This window comes from Bradyrhizobium sp. USDA 4353, from assembly GCF_054063215.1.
In genome coordinates this window covers 5,882,942-5,898,648 of record NZ_JBSSGB010000001.1, presented here as the reverse complement: position 1 = coordinate 5,898,648, position 15,707 = coordinate 5,882,942, and the positions used below count along the sequence as shown (strand labels likewise).

Genomic DNA, 15,707 nt, shown 5'->3' with positions numbered 1-15,707 from the left:
GCCGTGTAGCGAAGGTGAGCGGAAATGTCTGGTTGTGACCCGCCTCACATTCGCCACGGCTGAGACTTGCGAGATTGATCTCCGATGAACGGACCCGGTTGGTCAGCAAACCCCCTGCGAAACATCGGAGAACGCAGTCATGACCCAGCTCCATCTGACGTCGTCGTCCAAGCTTCTGTCCAGCAAGTCGATCAGCGCCAAGCCGGGCGCATCGAAGACCTGGCTTGCGATGGCGGCCGGCGCGCTGACCACGGTGTTTGCCGCCATCGGCGCGGTGAACAGCGTCATTCCCGCCGTCTCCAACATCCGCTCGGCCACGCTGGACATGCTGAACCTGCCGGCCTGCCTGACCTACGCGGATCGCTTCGGCGGCACGCAGAGCAGCTTCCGCAAGGAGGGCAACATCTGGCGCGAATATCCCCGCGGCTCCGAGACCTACAGCTACGAGTTCAAGGAGATCCGCCGCACGCCCCAGGAGATCATGCTGTGGAACATCACCCCGCGCGCCAATGTCCCGGATGCCGCGAGCCTCGTGGTGCACCTGCCGGTGTGCGGCGGCACCGCGACGCTCACGGAGGGCCTGCCGGAGCGCGCGACGCAGCTCGAGGAGGTCTGGCCGGATCGCGGCTGAGCCGATCTCACGCGCCGTTTTTGTTAGTCCGTTTGCGCGACCGGCTTGGCCAGGCACTCCGTTTCAACACGATCCACGCCGGCGCGTGATCGCTGGCACCGTCCTCACCGCGAATGGCGCGGTCGACCCCGGCCTTGGCGAGGCGCGGCGCGAGCCGCGGGCTGAGCAGCAGATGATCGAGCCGCAGGCCGGCATCGCGCGGCCAGCGGTTGCGCTTGTAGTCCCAGAAGGTGAACATCGGCTGAGACGGATGCACCGTGCGGATCGCGTCGCACCAGCCCTGATCGACCAGCGCCTTGTAAGCCGCGCGGCTCTTCGGCTGGATCAGCGCATCCTTGTCCCACGATGTCGTTGGATAGATATCCAGCGCCGTCGGCGCGACATTGTAGTCGCCGGCGAGCACGACCGGCAGGTCGTCCTTGATGAACTTCGCCGCGTGCCTGTGCAGCCGCTTGAACCAGGCGAGCTTGTAGTCGAATTTCGGCCCCGGCTGCGGATTGCCGTTCGGCAGATACAGGCAGCCGATCACGATGCCGCGTACCGCGGCCTCGATATAGCGCGCCTCCTTGTCGGCCGGCGCGCCGGGCAGGGCGGTGCGGATCAGCACCGGCTCGGATTTGCGCGCGAGGATCGCGACGCCGTTCCAGGTCTTCTGTCCCTGCCACACCGCGCCGTAGCCGGCCTTGCCGATCTCATCGACCGGAAATTCGTTCTGCGCAGATTTCAGCTCCTGCAGGCAGACGACATCAGGCTTGGCGGCGTGCAGCCAGGCCAGCAAGTTGGGGAGACGTCGCCGGACATTGTTGATGTTGAAGGTCGCGATCTTCATGATGCCGCCGCTGAAGGGATCGACTGGGATGACAAAGCTCGCAACCGCCATTTTGTTCACGCTGACGGTCGCGGTCGCCCCCGCGGCGCAGGCGCAACGGCAGCCGACCGACGAGGAGCGCGCCGCCTGCCAGGCCGATTACGACAAGTTCTGCCTCGGCATGATCCCCGGCGGCGGCCGCATCATCGCCTGCCTCACGCGCAACTATGCCCAGCTCGCCGACACCTGCAAGAAGATGCTGGACGCCTACAAGGCCGACACCAAGGAGTAGCCGGCTTTCAGGGGAGCAGCTTGATGAACCGCGATATCAAGGACGTCATCGGCCTGTTTATCGATGATCTCGGGTGAACCGGGCCGCGCGCTGGTGCGACCAATACGGCGCGCCGCAGGCGCGTTGGGGTGGGCGCGCTCGCTGCGCCATTCGAAGGGCAGGGACAGATGAGAGCACTGATCGGTGCGTTGAGCATGATGGTCATGACGACCGCTTCCGTCGCGGGGACGTTCGGCGTTCCCTATGAGAAATCGGCCTTCACGGTCACCGTTCCGGATGGCTGGAATCCCAATCATTCCGAGGACGGCGTCGACGCCGCCGCGCCCGGCAATGCCTTCTTCATGTCGATCTACACGTTCAACGGCGATAATTGCGCAGCCGCGCGCGACGACGTGGTTGCGATGCTGACCCGCAACGGCATGGCCATCGATCGCGCGTCCGCCAAGGAGAGCGCGCAGCCGCTTCCCGGCCTGCAGGGCACGGCGACGCAATACGCGGCGACGGAAGACAAGAAGGCGAGACAGATCGTGGCCCTGGTCGCACCCCTGCCGGGCAAGCGCTGTCTTCAGGTCGCGCAATGGGGCACGGCGGACGGCTTCCAGCGCAACGCCGCGGCGATGACCAAGATCTTGGGCTCGATCAAGCTGACCGGCAAATAGCGACGGGCGGCGTTCGTCCGGCTGCAGGAGATCGACAAGATCGTGGCGGCCGGTGGCGGGGCACGGCCCAGTCGTTCGAGCGTCCCTCAGTAACAGGCCGATCGGTCCGGGGTGATCTCCGGCCACTCGTGATCATCTGCGCTTTGCGCCGATGCGCAGCGCCCTCGCGTTTCATCCCGCCTTGCTGCCGGTGAGGATTGCCAGCGCCTCCACCAGCCGGTCGAGATCCGCCTCGCTGTTGTAGAGCGCCGGCGTCACGCGGACGCATTGGCCGTTGGCGACGCCGGCGCGGCGCACGGTGAGCACCTTGTGCTCGTCGCGCAGCTTCGCCACGATCGCCTCATTGTCCGCCTTGCTGGTCTTGCCGGTGAGCCGGAACGAGGTGATGGCGCCGTACAGGCCGGGCTCGTCCGGCGTCAGGATCTCCAGCCCCTTGAACGCGCGGGCGCGGCTGACCCAGGCGTCGCGCAGGTGGCGCAGGCGCGCCTGCTTGGCCGCGGCGCCGATCTCCTGGTGCACGGCGATCGCGGTCGGCACCGTCAGCACGGTCGCGAAATTCATCGTGCCCGTATGCACGCGCGAGCGGATGTCGCTCTCGGGAAAATCCTCGTCGCCCATGTCGCGGTCGATGCTGTCGAGCCGGTCCTTGCGGATATAGAGGAAGCCGATGCCGAGCGGCGCGCCGATCCATTTGTGCAGGTTGAAGCCGATGAAATCGGCCTCGATATCGCCGACCTTGATGTCGATCTGGCCCCAGGAATGCGCCGCGTCGACGATGGTGTCGATACCCTTGGCCTTCGCCATGCGAACGATCTCGGCGACCGGCATTACAAGCCCGGTGCGGTGGCTCACATGCGTCACCAGCAACAGCCGCGTCTTCGGATTGGCTTCCAGCGCGCTGGCATAGGCGTCGAGCACGGCCTGCCGGGTCGCCGGCTCCGGAATGTTGAACTTCACCACGTCGACGCCGCGCCGCGTCTTCAGCGCGTTCATCGCATATTGCATCGAGTCGTAGTCGAGATCGGCATAGAGCACGCTGTCGCCCGGCTTCAGCCGGTTGTAGCCGCTGATCAGGAGCTGCAGCGCCTCGGTGGCGCCACGCGTCAGCGCGATTTCCTGCGGTGCCGCGCCGACCGCCTCCGCTACTTTCACGCGCACTGCTTCGAAATCCGCGCCGAAGCGCTGCCGCGCGTAATAGGAATTCTCTCTGTTGACCATCTCGGTCTGGCGCATGAACTCGCGCCGGACCGGCTCCGGCATCACGCCCCAATAGCCGTTCTCCAGATTGACGATGTCAGGCGTGACCGCATAGAGCCGGCGCACCGCGGCCCAATAGCCCGCGTCGGTGGCGATCTCGGCGGCCGTGTCGCCCGTCAGCTTCGGCAGCTCCTCGCTAGCCGTCTCGCCAGCCATGGCCGCCGTGGCGAGGGGCGTCATCGCGGCGGCCGCCAGCCCCTTCAGGATCGAGCGGCGGTGCGACGAGATCGTCTGGGTCGGATGCATGGAAACCTCTTTTCGTGCGGGCGAGCAGAGAGCAGCGCACGGCGAAACCGCGATGACGGCGGCGTGACGCTTCGATGATCACTGGACAGCTTTTGGCCCGTCGGCAACCGAGCTGGCGCTCCCAGCGGGATCACTGGTACGGTTATGCCGCGCACCGAGGACACCCGCCATGGCCAAAGCCCCCATCCCGCACCCGATCCTCTCGACCCCGCGTCTGCGCTTGCGGCAGTTCCGGCCCGATGATGCCGAAGCGATGCATCGTTGCCTCAGTGATGCCGCTGCCATGCGGTTCTGGAATCACGCAGCCTACACCAAGCCGAGCGAGAGCGAGCGCGCCGTGCGTCGCTTCGTCGACTGCACGCCGTCCTACTACCGGTTCTGGGCGGTCGCGGAGGCCGGGAGCGACCGCTGCGTCGGCATGGTCAACTATCACGACGGCCAGATGCGGAGCCGGCGCGTCACGATCGGCTACATCGTCGATCCCGGGAGGCAGCGCACCGGCATCGCCACCGAGGCGGTCGCGGCGATGCTCGACTTCTGCTTCGGCGAGCTCGGCCTGCACCGCGTGCAGGCCTTCATTCATCCCGACAACGCCGCCTCGCGCGGTCTGGCCGAAAAGCTCGGCTTCCGCTGCGAGGGAAGGCTGCGCGACCATCTGCGCGTCGCCGGCGAATGGCGCGACGATATGCTGTACGCGCTGCTGGTGACGGACAAGCGCGGGTGGGAAGCGCTTTGACGCCGAGGGCCAGTCGGCGCCAAGGATCATTGGTCGGACGGTCGCTGAGGCACTGGGAACACCATTGCGCCGCTCTCGTTGCCTTGGTCCATGGCCAGAAAGGTCCGAAACATGAGAGCAATCACCATCACCTTGGCGCTCGCAACGGCAGCCGCGCTCAGCGCCACCGCACAGGCCGCATCGCGGCTCGACTCGCGTCGCGTGGTTCAGCGGCCGGAGCGGCTCGTGATCGACGTGCCCGCCGCACGGGACCCGTTCTGGATCCCCGACTACAACATCGTCCCGCGCTACCGCTATCGCCCCGAGGACGACCGGGTCGACACCAGCCCCTATGCCCCGCCGGTCGCGCGCAGCGAGCCGCGGCCCGGCTCGCTGGGGATCGGGCAATAGCGAAGCCCCGGAGGCATTCGGTAGTCCACATGAGCTCAGCGACATGCGGGGGGCTCGATGTCTCATGCGTTGTTTACGACCTATTTCCGCAGGGAAAGGGTCGGTTCGATCGTCGCTCCTATGAAGTGACTGATCATGTGACTGCGAAGTAACGCCGGCCCCTTGCTCCACCGTTTGTGCAGGCCTCTGTTTGCGCGGTGACTCTTGTGGAATCGGACAAAGGGGTCACGGGGGGCGGTCACCCGAAGATTTCGGCCGCCCAAGTTGTATGATCTACCGAGACGATCTTCTTTGCATGCCGTGGACTCAACGCGGTTGATCTTGGTTACGTCTCGGTCGCTGGAGGCTTAGGGAGCACGAACGCTGGTGTCGTTTAGGTTGGTGTCACCTATGGCTCACAGCGACGTTCGGGATGTACTGACAAGGGTCCGTCGGATCGATATAGGCGCCATCCTGTTCGATCACATCTCCGATGTTCACCGTCATGCCGGCCGGAATGACCACGACGACCCCCATGCCCGTGAGCAGTCTTCGAACAAAGACACGTTGCGCTACGATGTAGTTCGGATTGAGCCGCCGGTCGACTCTGGCCTGATCCTTCGGCTGCGCTGCTGCTGCTTGCGTGTCGGTCATGAATCCCACCACCCTGGACTGGTGTCGCAGCGGATGCGTGCTGAGTTCGGTCTTCGCCAGGCGACCGCACTGAACGTCCTGCTGTTCGACGGCCGTGCGCTCGTCATCGCCCGGCTGACGTGTGGTCGCTTGCGGTGGCGCCGGGCCGATCGCGGCCACGACCACGGCGTGACCGGAGCCGGTTAGGTCTCCTGCCGTCAACTCGCCCTCACCCGGCACGAGCGATCCCGCCGGCCCGGAGTGCGGATCAGATCCATCGAATCCAGCCTGCGTTGGCCGGTGGACACCGTCGACATTCAGGTTGGCCGGCGCGGCGTTGGCGTGCTTCTCGACGAGGTCTCGGTTGTCCAGGTAGGCGGCCTGCGCGGGCTTGTCTTCCGTCAGTACGACATCGACCGGCGACGGATCATCAGGTAGGGGGGCCACGTGCTGTCTGAGCAGCAACAGCAGCACCAAGACAACGTGTCCCGTAACGGAGACGCAGCAGCTGATGGCGAAGGCGCCCGGCTTGCGACGTGCAATGGGCTGGGAATGCGGCAATTGGTTCGTCATCACGCCGGTCGATCAGCTTTGTCCGATTAATCTACCTCAGGTTTCTGCGGAGACTCAATCACCGACTGACCGGTGCTGTCAGGCCGAACCTTCCTGTCGCGGCGCGAGCTCGCGTGCGCGACGCGACGAATTTCGCGAGCAATCTCAACGCGACAACCCCTGTCCAGTCCCTTCGCGAAAAATATTCGGCTTCCGTTTATCAGAAAAATATGGTTCACTCCCTTCGTCCCGCCTCGGCACGAGGGGCGTATCGCGATCGTCACGGCACGCGGGGTGGGATGCGGTGGGCGCTTCGGGTCGCAGCATGGCTTGGCCGTGCGGACGAACGGCTCGAGGCGCACGTCGAAAACGTATGGTCCTGGCATCTCGACGCCGATGCTACGCTGGTGGTGATGATGATCCGCCGGTCACGGGGGCAAGACAGCCGATCCCCGGGGAGAGTGCGCATAAGACGTGAAGCCATCGCGCAGGGAATGCCGGTTGACCGGCTGGACCTGTGGTGACTGCCGCCTGCTTTTTTTCTGCAGGCGGGCCATGGGTTGCGGCCAGCACCCGGCATTCCCTGCGCCCTCGTCTTGCGAAGAGGGTGACAACGAGATGCAGACCTCGGGCATTTCATGCCGCGAGAACGATGGTGCATGCTTGGTGGCCGAAAGCGGGAGAGCCACCACGGCAGCGGGCGACGTCGTGAGCTGGTGCCGATACCAACGTCCACGCCTGCTGCGGAAGCTCAGCTCTCCGCGACCGCCGCGCCGCCCTTGTAGATGCGGTGATAGCGGTGGCCGAGATTGGTCAGGACCTCGTAGCCGATGGTGCCGAAATGATGCGCGAGCTCGTCCACCGTGATGCCTTCGCCAAGCAGGGTGGCGAAGTGGCCGCGGCGGGCGGCCTTCGGCGGCAGGTCGGTGACATCCACCGCGATGAGGTCCATCGAGACGCGCCCCGCCACGGGACAGCGCTGGCCGGCGATGATGACGTCGGCGCCGCGGGTGCCGTCGTTGGACGAGGCGGCGCGGAAATAGCCGTCGGCATAGCCGGCGGAGAGGATCGCGATCTTGGTCGGGCGGCGCGCCGTCCAGGTGCCGCCATAGCCGACGACATCGCCGCGGGCGAGGTCGCGCAGCTGCACGATGCGGGCCTTGATCTCGGCGACCGGCTGCATCGGGTTGTCGGCCTCGGGCGTCGGGTTCACGCCGTAGAGCGCAGCACCGGGGCGCACCATGTCGAACTGGAAGGAGGCGCCGAGGAAGATACCGGAGGACGCCGCGAGCGCGGCCGGCACGCCGGTGAAGACGCTGGTGACCTCGCGGAAGGTCGCGAGCTGGCGCGCATTGGCGGGGCTGTTGACCTGCTCGGCCGACGCCAGATGGCTCATCACCAGGGTGATGCCGTGGTCGCCGCTCTGGATGCGCGGGATCATGCCTTGGGCGTCCAGCGGCGTGAGGCCGAGCCGGTTCATGCCGGTATCGACATGAATCGCGGCGCCGCCCTTCCAGCCGGTGCGACGGCAGAACATGTCCCATTCGGCGAGCTCGTTGAGATCGCCAATGACGGGGCGGCAGTTGATCGCGGCGTAGTCCTCGCCGGTGTTCTGGAAGAAGCCGTCGAGCACGTAGAGCGCGGCGGAGTCGGGCAGGGCGCTGCGCGCCACCTTGGCCTCGCCGAGCGAGGCGACGAAGAAGGTCTTGCAGCCGGCAGCCGCAAGCGTGCGCGCCACCTGCGGAATGCCGCAGCCATAGGCATCGGCCTTGATCACGCCGGCGCATTCGGCCGGCACCGCGGTCTTTTCCAGCTTGCGCCAATTGGCGGCGAGCGCATCGAGATCGATGGTCAGCACGCCGGTCGCGCTGGCAGGGATTTGGTTGACCTCGTCAGCCAAGTGCGGCTGCTCGGCAGGTTTCGGTTCGGGAACACTCATGCGGCGCTTTTACGCGCCGCAGCGCGTCCGTTCAACAGCACCCGGTCAATAGTCGTGATGCTGCGGTGGCATACCGTCATGGGCGAGGTCACCGAAGCGGGTGACCGAGGCATCGAAGTGCAGCTCGACGGTGCCGGTCGGACCGTGACGCTGCTTGCCGATGATCACCTCGGCCTTGCCCAGCGCCTGTTCCATTTCCATCTGCCACTTCTGGTGCTCCTCGGTGCCGGGGCGCGGCTCCTTGGCAGCCAGGTAGTATTCGCCGCGGTACACGAACAGCACGACGTCGGCGTCCTGCTCGATCGAGCCGGATTCACGCAGGTCGGACAGTTGCGGCCGCTTGTCGTCGCGGTTTTCGACCTGACGCGACAGCTGCGACAGCGCGATGATGGGAACGTTGAGCTCCTTGGCCAGCGCCTTGAGGCTGGTGGTGATCTCGGTGATTTCCTGCACGCGGTTGTCGCTGCCGCGCTTGCCGGAGCCGGCGAGCAGCTGGATGTAGTCGATCACCAGGAGGTCGAGACCCTTCTGCCGCTTCAGGCGGCGGGCGCGCGCCATCACCTGCGAGATCGAGATGCCGCCGGTTTCGTCGACATAGAACGGCAGCGACTGCAGCTCGATCGAGCACTCGCGCAGCTTCTCGAAATCGGCCTCGGTGATGCCGCCGCGGCGGATCATGCTGGAGGGAATGCCGGAGCGCTCGGCGACGATACGGGTGGCGAGCTGCTCGCCGCTCATTTCGCACGAGAAGAACCCGACCACGCCGCCTTGCGCGGCCTTGTAGGTGCCGTCCGGTTGCAGCTCCGGAACATAGGCCTGCGCGACATTGTAGGCGATGTTGGTGGCGAGCGAGGTCTTGCCCATGCCGGGACGGCCGGCGAGGATGATCAAGTCGGAGTGCTGCAAGCCGCCCATCTTGGCGTCGAGATCGCGCAGGCCCGTCGAGATGCCCGAGAGCTTGCCGTCGCGCTGGAACGCTTTCGCGGCCATGTCGAGCGCTGTCGTCAGCGCCTGCGAGAATTTCTGGAAACCGCCGTCGTAACGGCCGGATTCCGCAAGCTCATAGAGCCGGCGCTCGGCATCCTCGATCTGGTTGCGCGGCGCGAAGTCGACCGGGGCGTCATAGGCGACGTTGACCATGTCCTCGCCGATGCCGATCAGGTCGCGGCGCAACGACAGGTCGTAGATGGTGCGGCCATAGTCCTGCGCGTTGATGATCGTCGTCGCCTCGGCGGCGAGACGCGCCAGGTACTGGCCGACGGTCATGCCGCCGAGATCGACGTCCGCCGGCAGGAACGTCTTCAACGTCACCGGCGTCGCGATCTTGCCCATCCGGATCAGACTGGCTGTCGTCTCGAAGATGGTCTGATGCAGCGGCTCGTAGAAATGCTTCGGCTCGAGGAAGTCCGAGACGCGATAGAACGCGTCGTTGTTGACGAGGATCGCGCCGAGCAGACCTTGCTCCGCCTCGATGTTGTGAGGCGCGCTGCGATAGGTCGGCGTTGCGGCGTCCGCAGAAGCCAGCTTGTGTACGTTCGAATCGGTCAATGCCATGGATGCGTGTTTAGCAGCTTTGCAGGGGAGGGGATAAAGCGCCGATCGTGTGCGAAGCGGAAGCGAAACGTGGGCGCTATTCACCGTCCGGTAAATCTGGTGGATGAATCCGGACTCGCCAGATGCCGTGCTTGACGGAACCGGCCGGACTCAAGGCTGCCCATGGGGAAGCGGAACCGCGGTGCAATCAAGCGGCGAGATGCGCAGCCTGCGGCCGGGATCGTGCGAGATGGGAACGGCCGGTGCAAGCAGGCGTGCTGCATCCACCTCAGGGTCCGCGCGGCTGCTCAGACCAGCAGCAGATACAGCAGCGCGATCAGGGACGCGCCCACACCCGCGGCAATCAGCGCGTAGTCGGTGCTGAAGTCGGTCTGGGGTTCCAACATGGCTCGTGCCGGGCTCTTGATCATGCCGGGACATTACGGCCGGGCTTTCCCGGGGTCTGTGAGCCAGTTCACAGATCGAACGATTTGTTCGAAAGTTTGAGGCGGATGAGCGCGATCTCTTTTTCAGGGTGTGGGAAATACAAGGCGCATCTTCAAATAGAGAGGCTAAGCAAGCAGCTGCAGAGCGACGGCTTTGCTTGGGCAGTTCGAGATCCAGCAGATGTTCTCCGCTGTCGTCCCGGGCAAGCCGCGAGGCCGCGGCAGCGGCCTTGCGGCGCCGACCCGGGATCCATAACCACAGGGAGGCATGCTGACGCACAATGCCGGCCCAGTTGCGCGCCTCAACAGCCACCTGTGATTATGGGTCCCTGCGTTCGCAGGGACGACAGCGGGGAGCGTGGAGACACATTGGGTCCTCGCAACGCATCGGCTCATCGACAGCCTGCGCGCTGGCGACACACGCTACTCCCCCGCCATCCGCAGCGCCGGACGGGTGCCGCGCTCCAGCGCGCGCAGGCGCGCCTCCTCGCGATGGATGTAGTCGCGAGTCATCGGCACGATGCCCTGGCGCTTGGTGAGCTGGATCTGGAAGTTCATCATGTTCTGCTTGCGGAACGCCATCTCCGAGGCGGCCAGATAGAACTCCCACATCCGTGCGAAGCGCTCGTCATAGAGCTGCACGGCCTCCTCGCGGCGGGCCATGAAGCGCTCGCGCCAGGCCTTCAGCGTCTCGGCGTAATGCAGCCTCAGGATCTCGATGTCGCAGACCAGGAGCCCGGCGCGCTCGATCGCCGGCAACACCTCCGACAGCGCCGGAATGTAGCCGCCGGGGAAGATGTATTTGGCGATCCACGGATTTGTGGAATCAGGCCCTTCCGAGCGCCCGATCGAATGCAGCAGCATGACGCCGTTCTCATCGAGCAGCTCGGCGCAGCGGCGGAAGAAGGTGTCGTAGAACGCCGCCCCGACATGCTCGAACATGCCGACCGAGACGATGCGGTCGAACGTGCCGGGGACGTCGCGATAGTCCTGCAGCAGGAAGCGCGCGGAGGCCGAGAGCTGTCGTTCCGCCGCGCGCGCATTGGCGACCTGCAGCTGCTCGGTGGACAAGGTCACGCCGGTGATGTCGGCGCCGGTCATCTCGGCGAGGTAGAGGCCGAGGCCGCCCCAGCCGCAGCCGATGTCGAGGATGCGGTGGCCGGGCTCGATCAGCAGCTTGGCCGCGAGATGCCGCTTCTTAGCGAGCTGGGCATCGTCCAGCGTGGTGTCCGGCGTGGCGAAGTAGGCGCAGGAATATTGCCGGTCGGCATCGAGGAAGAGCGAGTAGAGCCGCCCGTCGAGATCATAGTGATGCGCAACGTTTCGGCGCGCGCGTGCCTTGATGTTGAGCTGGCGCAGCGGGCGCATCAGGTATCGCAGCCACCATTGCGGCTTGGCCCAATCGGGCATCACGGCCGGCTGGCTCATGATGATGGCCAGCAGATCCGCGATCGATCCCCGCTCGAGCACGAACGTGCCGTCCATATAGGTTTCGCCGAGCGCGAGCTCGGGATTGGTCAGGAGCCGGCGCTCGGCCTCCCGGGTGCGAAACCGCGCTGCGACGGGGACGCCGGTGCCATCCCCGCAGCTGAAGGTCACGCCGTCGGCGGTCGTGAAGCTGATCGACCCACGGCAGATGAAGCTACTCAACAAACGACGCAGCAAACGGTCCATTCCCACCACCCAACGAGCTACCCCCGTGAGATGCTGACTTGCCCGGCTGTCGCACTCGACGCGTCGAGAACCGATTGGTTCCCGTTCCACGCTGACATATGTTAGTTAGGAGGCATATCTCGTGCCATCCCCGAGGACACAAGGCCGTTATTCCCCATCCACATCGAAGGCTGGACAGCCGGGCGGTGGGGCATCTGTGCGCTTTCATTCCCCTTCCGATCCGCTAAAAAGGCGTCGGCCACCGGCGTTTAGCCGGTGTTCGGCGCCTCAACGCCGAACGCGGCCTGGGATGACCGCAGGTGACGATTTGAACGTCGCCGGTGGCGAGGGAAGCACGGCGGCTGATGTCGCGAACGCTGCCGTGTGGGGCAAGACCATAGGCTGGAGAATGAGAATGGTGGGCCGAGCGCTCAATTTGGCGGCGGTGGTTGCCGTGTTCTGCGTGGGCCTGGCGGGAGCGGCCAGGGCGCAGGAGAATTTGGACGCGGGGAAGTCCCCGGCTCAGTTGTTCAGCGGGACCTGCGCGGTCTGCCACAAATCGCCGCGCGGTCTCGCCAAGACTGTCTCGGCGGGATCGCTGCCAGGATTTCTCCGCCAGCATTACACGACGAGCCCTGACATGGCCGGCGTGCTCGCGAACTACCTGATCTCCAACGGCGCCGCCGATGCGCGCTACATGGGCCATTCGGGCAAGGACGGTAATAAGGAGGGCAAGGAGACGCGCTCCGAGCGGCGGGCGCGGGCGACTGCGGCCGAGCCGTCCGAGGCCAAGCCCGAGGCCAAGCCGGCAGAGGATGCCGCGAGCCCGGCCGAGCCGCGCCGCCGCGGCCATCATTCGAAGCGCTCGGCGCCGGCCGAGACCAAGCCCGAAGCCGGCGCCGATCCGGCTGCCGCGCCGGCTGACGGCGAGGCGGCTCCGCCCGCCAAGAAGGGCAAGCTCGGCAAGCGCAAGAAGCCGGCCCAGGAAGGCGCCGCTGCAGATGAGACCAAGAGCGAGCCGACCGGCGCGACCGCTCCGGCTCCGGCCCGCGACGACAGCGCGGCACGCTCCGAGCCGCCGCGGGTCGAGCCGGCCAAGTCGAGCGAGGCGGCGCCTGCGCTGCGCGCCGATCCGGTGCCGCCGGTGACGCCGGCCCCGGCGACCACCCAGTCGGTTCCGGCGGATCCCTCAGTGCCGTCGTCGCCATCGCGGTGAGACTAGGAAAAAGCCCGGCTCGATGAGCCGGGCTTCGTGTTTTTGATGCGTTTCGCTTACTGCGCAGCCGGCTCGGCAGCGCCCTCGTCCTGGGCCTCCGGATCGAAGAACTCGCCGGCGGCGGCGATGGCCTCGGCGGCCGCGTCGCGGTCCTCCTGGCGGGTCGAGATGTCCTCGCCGCGCTTGATGCGCTCGGCCTCGTCGGCGCTGCGGGCCACCGTCACGGTCACCGAGGTCTCGACCTCCGGGTGGATCGCGATGGTGATCTTCTGCTGGCCGATGGTCTTGATCGGCGCATCGAGCCAGACCTGCGGCCGGCTGACGGTGATGCCGTCGGCGGCGAGCGCGGTGACGATGTCGCGGACCGAGACCGAGCCGAACAGCTGGCCGGATTCGGAGGCCTGGCGGATGATGACGATGTCGCGGCCGTCGATCTTCTCGGCGACCTTGGACGCCTCGCCCTTGGCCTTGATGTTGTTGGCCTCGAGCTCGGCCTTCATGCCCTCATACTTGGCCTTGTTCTCGGCCGTCGCGCGCAGCGCCTTCTTGCGCTTGAGCAGGAAGTTGCGGGCGAACCCGTCCTTCACTTTGACGATCTCGCCCATCTGGCCGAGCTTGGCGACACGTTCCAGCAGAATGACTTCCATCAATGTTCTCCTTCAGGATGTTCGGAAGCAGTTGGTGTGAGGTTGGTTTTTCAGGGCACGGGCAACGGCGGCGGCCGCCTGGGGCCGAAGCGGTGGCGGAGGTCGAAGGCGGCGTCGGCGAGGCCGAGCGCAACCATGGCCAGCACGGGGATTGGCCAGATGAAGGTCAGCATCAGCGCATAGGCGAGGCCGAGCCACAGCGGCCGCGTCCGCAGCGGCAAGGTCAGCGTATGCAGCACCGCAAAGCCGGTGAGCGCGTACGCCGTCATCACCGCCGCGGCGGCGATCCGCGCCAGCAGGCCGACCAGGCCGCCCGGGAAGCAGAAGGCAATGATGGCAAACAGGGCAGGCAGCGTCATCAGCGGCAGCTTGGTCTCGCGCAGGCGCGGCCAGGGGCGCAGCAGACGGCCCGAGATCGCAGCGATCTTGGCGGCGATCACGACGTTCAGCGTGAGGATGGTGGTCATGATCATCGCCACCATCATCGGCGCCATGAACACCAGCAGCTCGAGCAGGCGGGGAATGTCGACGCCCGCGGGCGACCCGGTCCTGGCCAGCACGCGCTCCAGCAGCCGCCTGAAGGACTGCTCCGTCGCCGACACGTCGGTGCCGAAGGTGAACGCGACAATCAGCGCAGCGATCACGGCGACCCAGAGCAGGATGTTGCCGGGCGGATACCATTCGACGGCGTCCTGACCGGACGGCGTGGTCATCGTCCGGCCGAGCAGAACCAGATGGCCGAGCCACCAGGCGGGAAGGGCGACAGATATCGCGAAGATCTCGGCACGCGAGAAGCTGAAGACGGCCACGCAAGCCGTTGCAAAGAGGCCGCCGATGGCGGCGCAGAGCCGGCCCCAGGCGATGCCGGCGACCATCAGCGGAACGGCAGCGAACAGCGCCAGGACAACCGACATCATCACGCCCGACACGGTCGAGGCGAACATGACGGCAGAGGCAGCGCCTGCCGCGAGCGCGATGAGAAGCGTTCCGATCATCAGCTGTCCCGCTCCCTTCGAGCGGTTAGAGGCCAGGAGGCCCCAACCATCGGCGACCGGACGACCCGGAAGCCTTATGAGAATTCAAAAACAGAACGAGCCGGCGGCACCAGGCCGCCGGCTCGAAGTCCGCGCTTAGCGGATGACGTAGGGCAGCAGGCCGAGGAAGCGGGCGCGCTTGATGGCGCGAGCCAGCTCACGCTGCTTCTTGGCGGACACCGCCGTGATGCGGCTCGGCACGATCTTGCCGCGCTCGGAGACGTAGCGCATCAGGAGCTTGGAGTCCTTGTAGTCGATCTTCGGCGCGTTCGGGCCCGTGAACGGGCAGGTCTTGCGGCGGCGGAAGAACGGGCGACGTGCGGGGGCTTCAGCCATTGATCTTACTCCTCGTCCGCAGTTTCTTCGTCACGGGGCCGGCGCGGGCCACGATCGCCACGGTCACCGCGATCGCCACGGAAGCCGCCGCCATCGCGCTCACCACGGAAGCCGCCGCCGCGGTCGTCGCGCTCACGATCGCGATCGGCCTTGCGCATCATCGCCGACGGACCTTCCTCGAGCTCCTCGACGCGGACGCTGAGGTAACGGATCACGTCCTCGCTGATCCGCTCCTGGCGCTCGATCTCGGCGATCGCCGCGGACGGCGCGTCGATGTTGAGCAGCACGAAGTGCGCCTTGCGGTTCTTGTTCATACGGTAGGTGAGGGAGCGAACGCCCCAGTTCTCGGTCTTCGTGACCTTACCGCCGAGACCCTCGACGATACCGGTCATCTGAGCCGTCAGTTCTTCCACCTGCTGGGTGCTCGCGTCCTGACGCGCGAGGAAAACATGCTCGTAAAGCGGCATGGCTGTCCTTTCCAAGTTGGCGCAAATCCCGGCGTCAAGCCCTTCGAGCCCTTGTGGAAAGGACTCGCAGACGTCAGCTCAGAAGGCGGGAACACGGGACGACGGGCCGACTGGCCCTGCCACATCAAAGTCGCCTGGACATCCTGGAGAGGGTACATCCCCAAGAACGAGCAAAGCGGATTTGCTGGGACCGTCCGTTCAGCTCCCGGCTCGGGATCCACGGATGGCGGGCCTTATACCGATTTTCGCCGGC

General features: G+C 65.9%; 17 protein-coding genes. 7 read left to right on the top strand and 10 right to left on the bottom strand.

Annotated elements, in window-relative coordinates; all coding sequences use genetic code 11:
• Positions 1 to 139 precede the first annotated feature (139 nt).
• On the top strand, positions 140 to 631 hold the full coding sequence (locus ACVILH_RS26735; RefSeq protein WP_456715559.1) for a hypothetical protein: 492 nt from the start codon (positions 140 to 142) through the stop codon (positions 629 to 631).
• Between the two features lie 7 nt (positions 632 to 638).
• Here the strand turns inward: ACVILH_RS26735 and xth are convergent, their stop codons facing one another.
• The gene (xth, locus tag ACVILH_RS26730; protein WP_456715558.1) at positions 639 to 1,460 is read right to left on the bottom strand and encodes an exodeoxyribonuclease III; all 822 of its coding nucleotides are present in this window, start codon (positions 1,458 to 1,460) and stop codon (positions 639 to 641) included.
• 28 nt (positions 1,461 to 1,488) lie between these two features.
• On the opposite strand from xth, the gene ACVILH_RS26725 reads away from it, so the two are divergent.
• Positions 1,489 to 1,731 carry a hypothetical protein gene (locus tag ACVILH_RS26725; protein WP_456715557.1) on the top strand — a complete coding sequence of 81 codons (243 nt, stop codon included), beginning with the start codon at positions 1,489 to 1,491 and terminating at the stop codon, positions 1,729 to 1,731.
• Between the two features lie 203 nt (positions 1,732 to 1,934).
• Entirely contained in the window at positions 1,935 to 2,390 is a 456-nt protein-coding gene (locus ACVILH_RS26720) for a hypothetical protein (RefSeq protein ID WP_456715556.1), read from the top strand.
• Positions 2,391 to 2,561: 171 nt separating this feature from the next.
• Here the strand turns inward: ACVILH_RS26720 and ACVILH_RS26715 are convergent, their stop codons facing one another.
• Complete coding sequence (locus ACVILH_RS26715; protein ID WP_456715555.1) at positions 2,562 to 3,893, bottom strand: aminotransferase class V-fold PLP-dependent enzyme; 1,332 nt, start codon at positions 3,891 to 3,893, stop codon at positions 2,562 to 2,564.
• Between the two features lie 169 nt (positions 3,894 to 4,062).
• On the opposite strand from ACVILH_RS26715, the gene ACVILH_RS26710 reads away from it, so the two are divergent.
• The gene (locus tag ACVILH_RS26710; RefSeq protein ID WP_456715554.1) at positions 4,063 to 4,629 is read left to right on the top strand and encodes a GNAT family N-acetyltransferase; all 567 of its coding nucleotides are present in this window, start codon (positions 4,063 to 4,065) and stop codon (positions 4,627 to 4,629) included.
• A gap of 111 nt (positions 4,630 to 4,740) precedes the next feature.
• Positions 4,741 to 5,019, top strand: a complete 279-nt coding sequence (locus tag ACVILH_RS26705) for a hypothetical protein (RefSeq protein ID WP_456715553.1) — start codon at positions 4,741 to 4,743, stop codon at positions 5,017 to 5,019.
• Positions 5,020 to 5,403: 384 nt separating this feature from the next.
• Here the strand turns inward: ACVILH_RS26705 and ACVILH_RS26700 are convergent, their stop codons facing one another.
• Positions 5,404 to 6,108 carry a hypothetical protein gene (locus ACVILH_RS26700; protein WP_456715552.1) on the bottom strand — a complete coding sequence of 235 codons (705 nt, stop codon included), beginning with the start codon at positions 6,106 to 6,108 and terminating at the stop codon, positions 5,404 to 5,406.
• A gap of 209 nt (positions 6,109 to 6,317) precedes the next feature.
• On the opposite strand from ACVILH_RS26700, the gene ACVILH_RS26695 reads away from it, so the two are divergent.
• Positions 6,318 to 6,707: a hypothetical protein gene (locus ACVILH_RS26695; protein WP_456715551.1), complete on the top strand. Its 390-nt coding sequence runs from the start codon at positions 6,318 to 6,320 to the stop codon at positions 6,705 to 6,707.
• A gap of 227 nt (positions 6,708 to 6,934) precedes the next feature.
• Here ACVILH_RS26695 and alr read toward each other — a convergent pair whose 3' ends face one another.
• The 3 genes from alr to ACVILH_RS26680 form a co-directional block, all read right to left on the bottom strand.
• The gene (gene alr / locus ACVILH_RS26690; RefSeq protein WP_456715550.1) at positions 6,935 to 8,122 is read right to left on the bottom strand and encodes an alanine racemase; all 1,188 of its coding nucleotides are present in this window, start codon (positions 8,120 to 8,122) and stop codon (positions 6,935 to 6,937) included.
• A 45-nt stretch (positions 8,123 to 8,167) separates the two neighbouring features.
• Positions 8,168 to 9,676: a replicative DNA helicase gene (locus ACVILH_RS26685; protein WP_456715549.1), complete on the bottom strand. Its 1,509-nt coding sequence runs from the start codon at positions 9,674 to 9,676 to the stop codon at positions 8,168 to 8,170.
• A gap of 848 nt (positions 9,677 to 10,524) precedes the next feature.
• A complete protein-coding gene (locus ACVILH_RS26680) occupies positions 10,525 to 11,775 on the bottom strand; it encodes a class I SAM-dependent methyltransferase (protein ID WP_456715548.1) in 1,251 nt (416 codons plus the stop codon).
• Positions 11,776 to 12,169: 394 nt separating this feature from the next.
• On the opposite strand from ACVILH_RS26680, the gene ACVILH_RS26675 reads away from it, so the two are divergent.
• Positions 12,170 to 12,970, top strand: a complete 801-nt coding sequence (locus ACVILH_RS26675) for a hypothetical protein (protein ID WP_456715547.1) — start codon at positions 12,170 to 12,172, stop codon at positions 12,968 to 12,970.
• 56 nt (positions 12,971 to 13,026) lie between these two features.
• Here the strand turns inward: ACVILH_RS26675 and rplI are convergent, their stop codons facing one another.
• The 4 genes from rplI to rpsF form a co-directional block, all read right to left on the bottom strand.
• The gene (gene rplI / locus ACVILH_RS26670) at positions 13,027 to 13,617 is read right to left on the bottom strand and encodes a 50S ribosomal protein L9 (protein WP_006610963.1); all 591 of its coding nucleotides are present in this window, start codon (positions 13,615 to 13,617) and stop codon (positions 13,027 to 13,029) included.
• Between the two features lie 50 nt (positions 13,618 to 13,667).
• Positions 13,668 to 14,612 (bottom strand): hypothetical protein, encoded by a 945-nt coding sequence (locus tag ACVILH_RS26665; protein ID WP_456715546.1) that lies wholly within the window; start codon positions 14,610 to 14,612, stop codon positions 13,668 to 13,670.
• 135 nt (positions 14,613 to 14,747) lie between these two features.
• Entirely contained in the window at positions 14,748 to 14,987 is a 240-nt protein-coding gene (gene rpsR / locus ACVILH_RS26660) for a 30S ribosomal protein S18 (RefSeq protein WP_006610961.1), read from the bottom strand.
• Between the two features lie 5 nt (positions 14,988 to 14,992).
• Positions 14,993 to 15,454 (bottom strand): 30S ribosomal protein S6, encoded by a 462-nt coding sequence (rpsF, locus tag ACVILH_RS26655; RefSeq protein WP_434861223.1) that lies wholly within the window; start codon positions 15,452 to 15,454, stop codon positions 14,993 to 14,995.
• Positions 15,455 to 15,707: the final 253 nt, after the last annotated feature.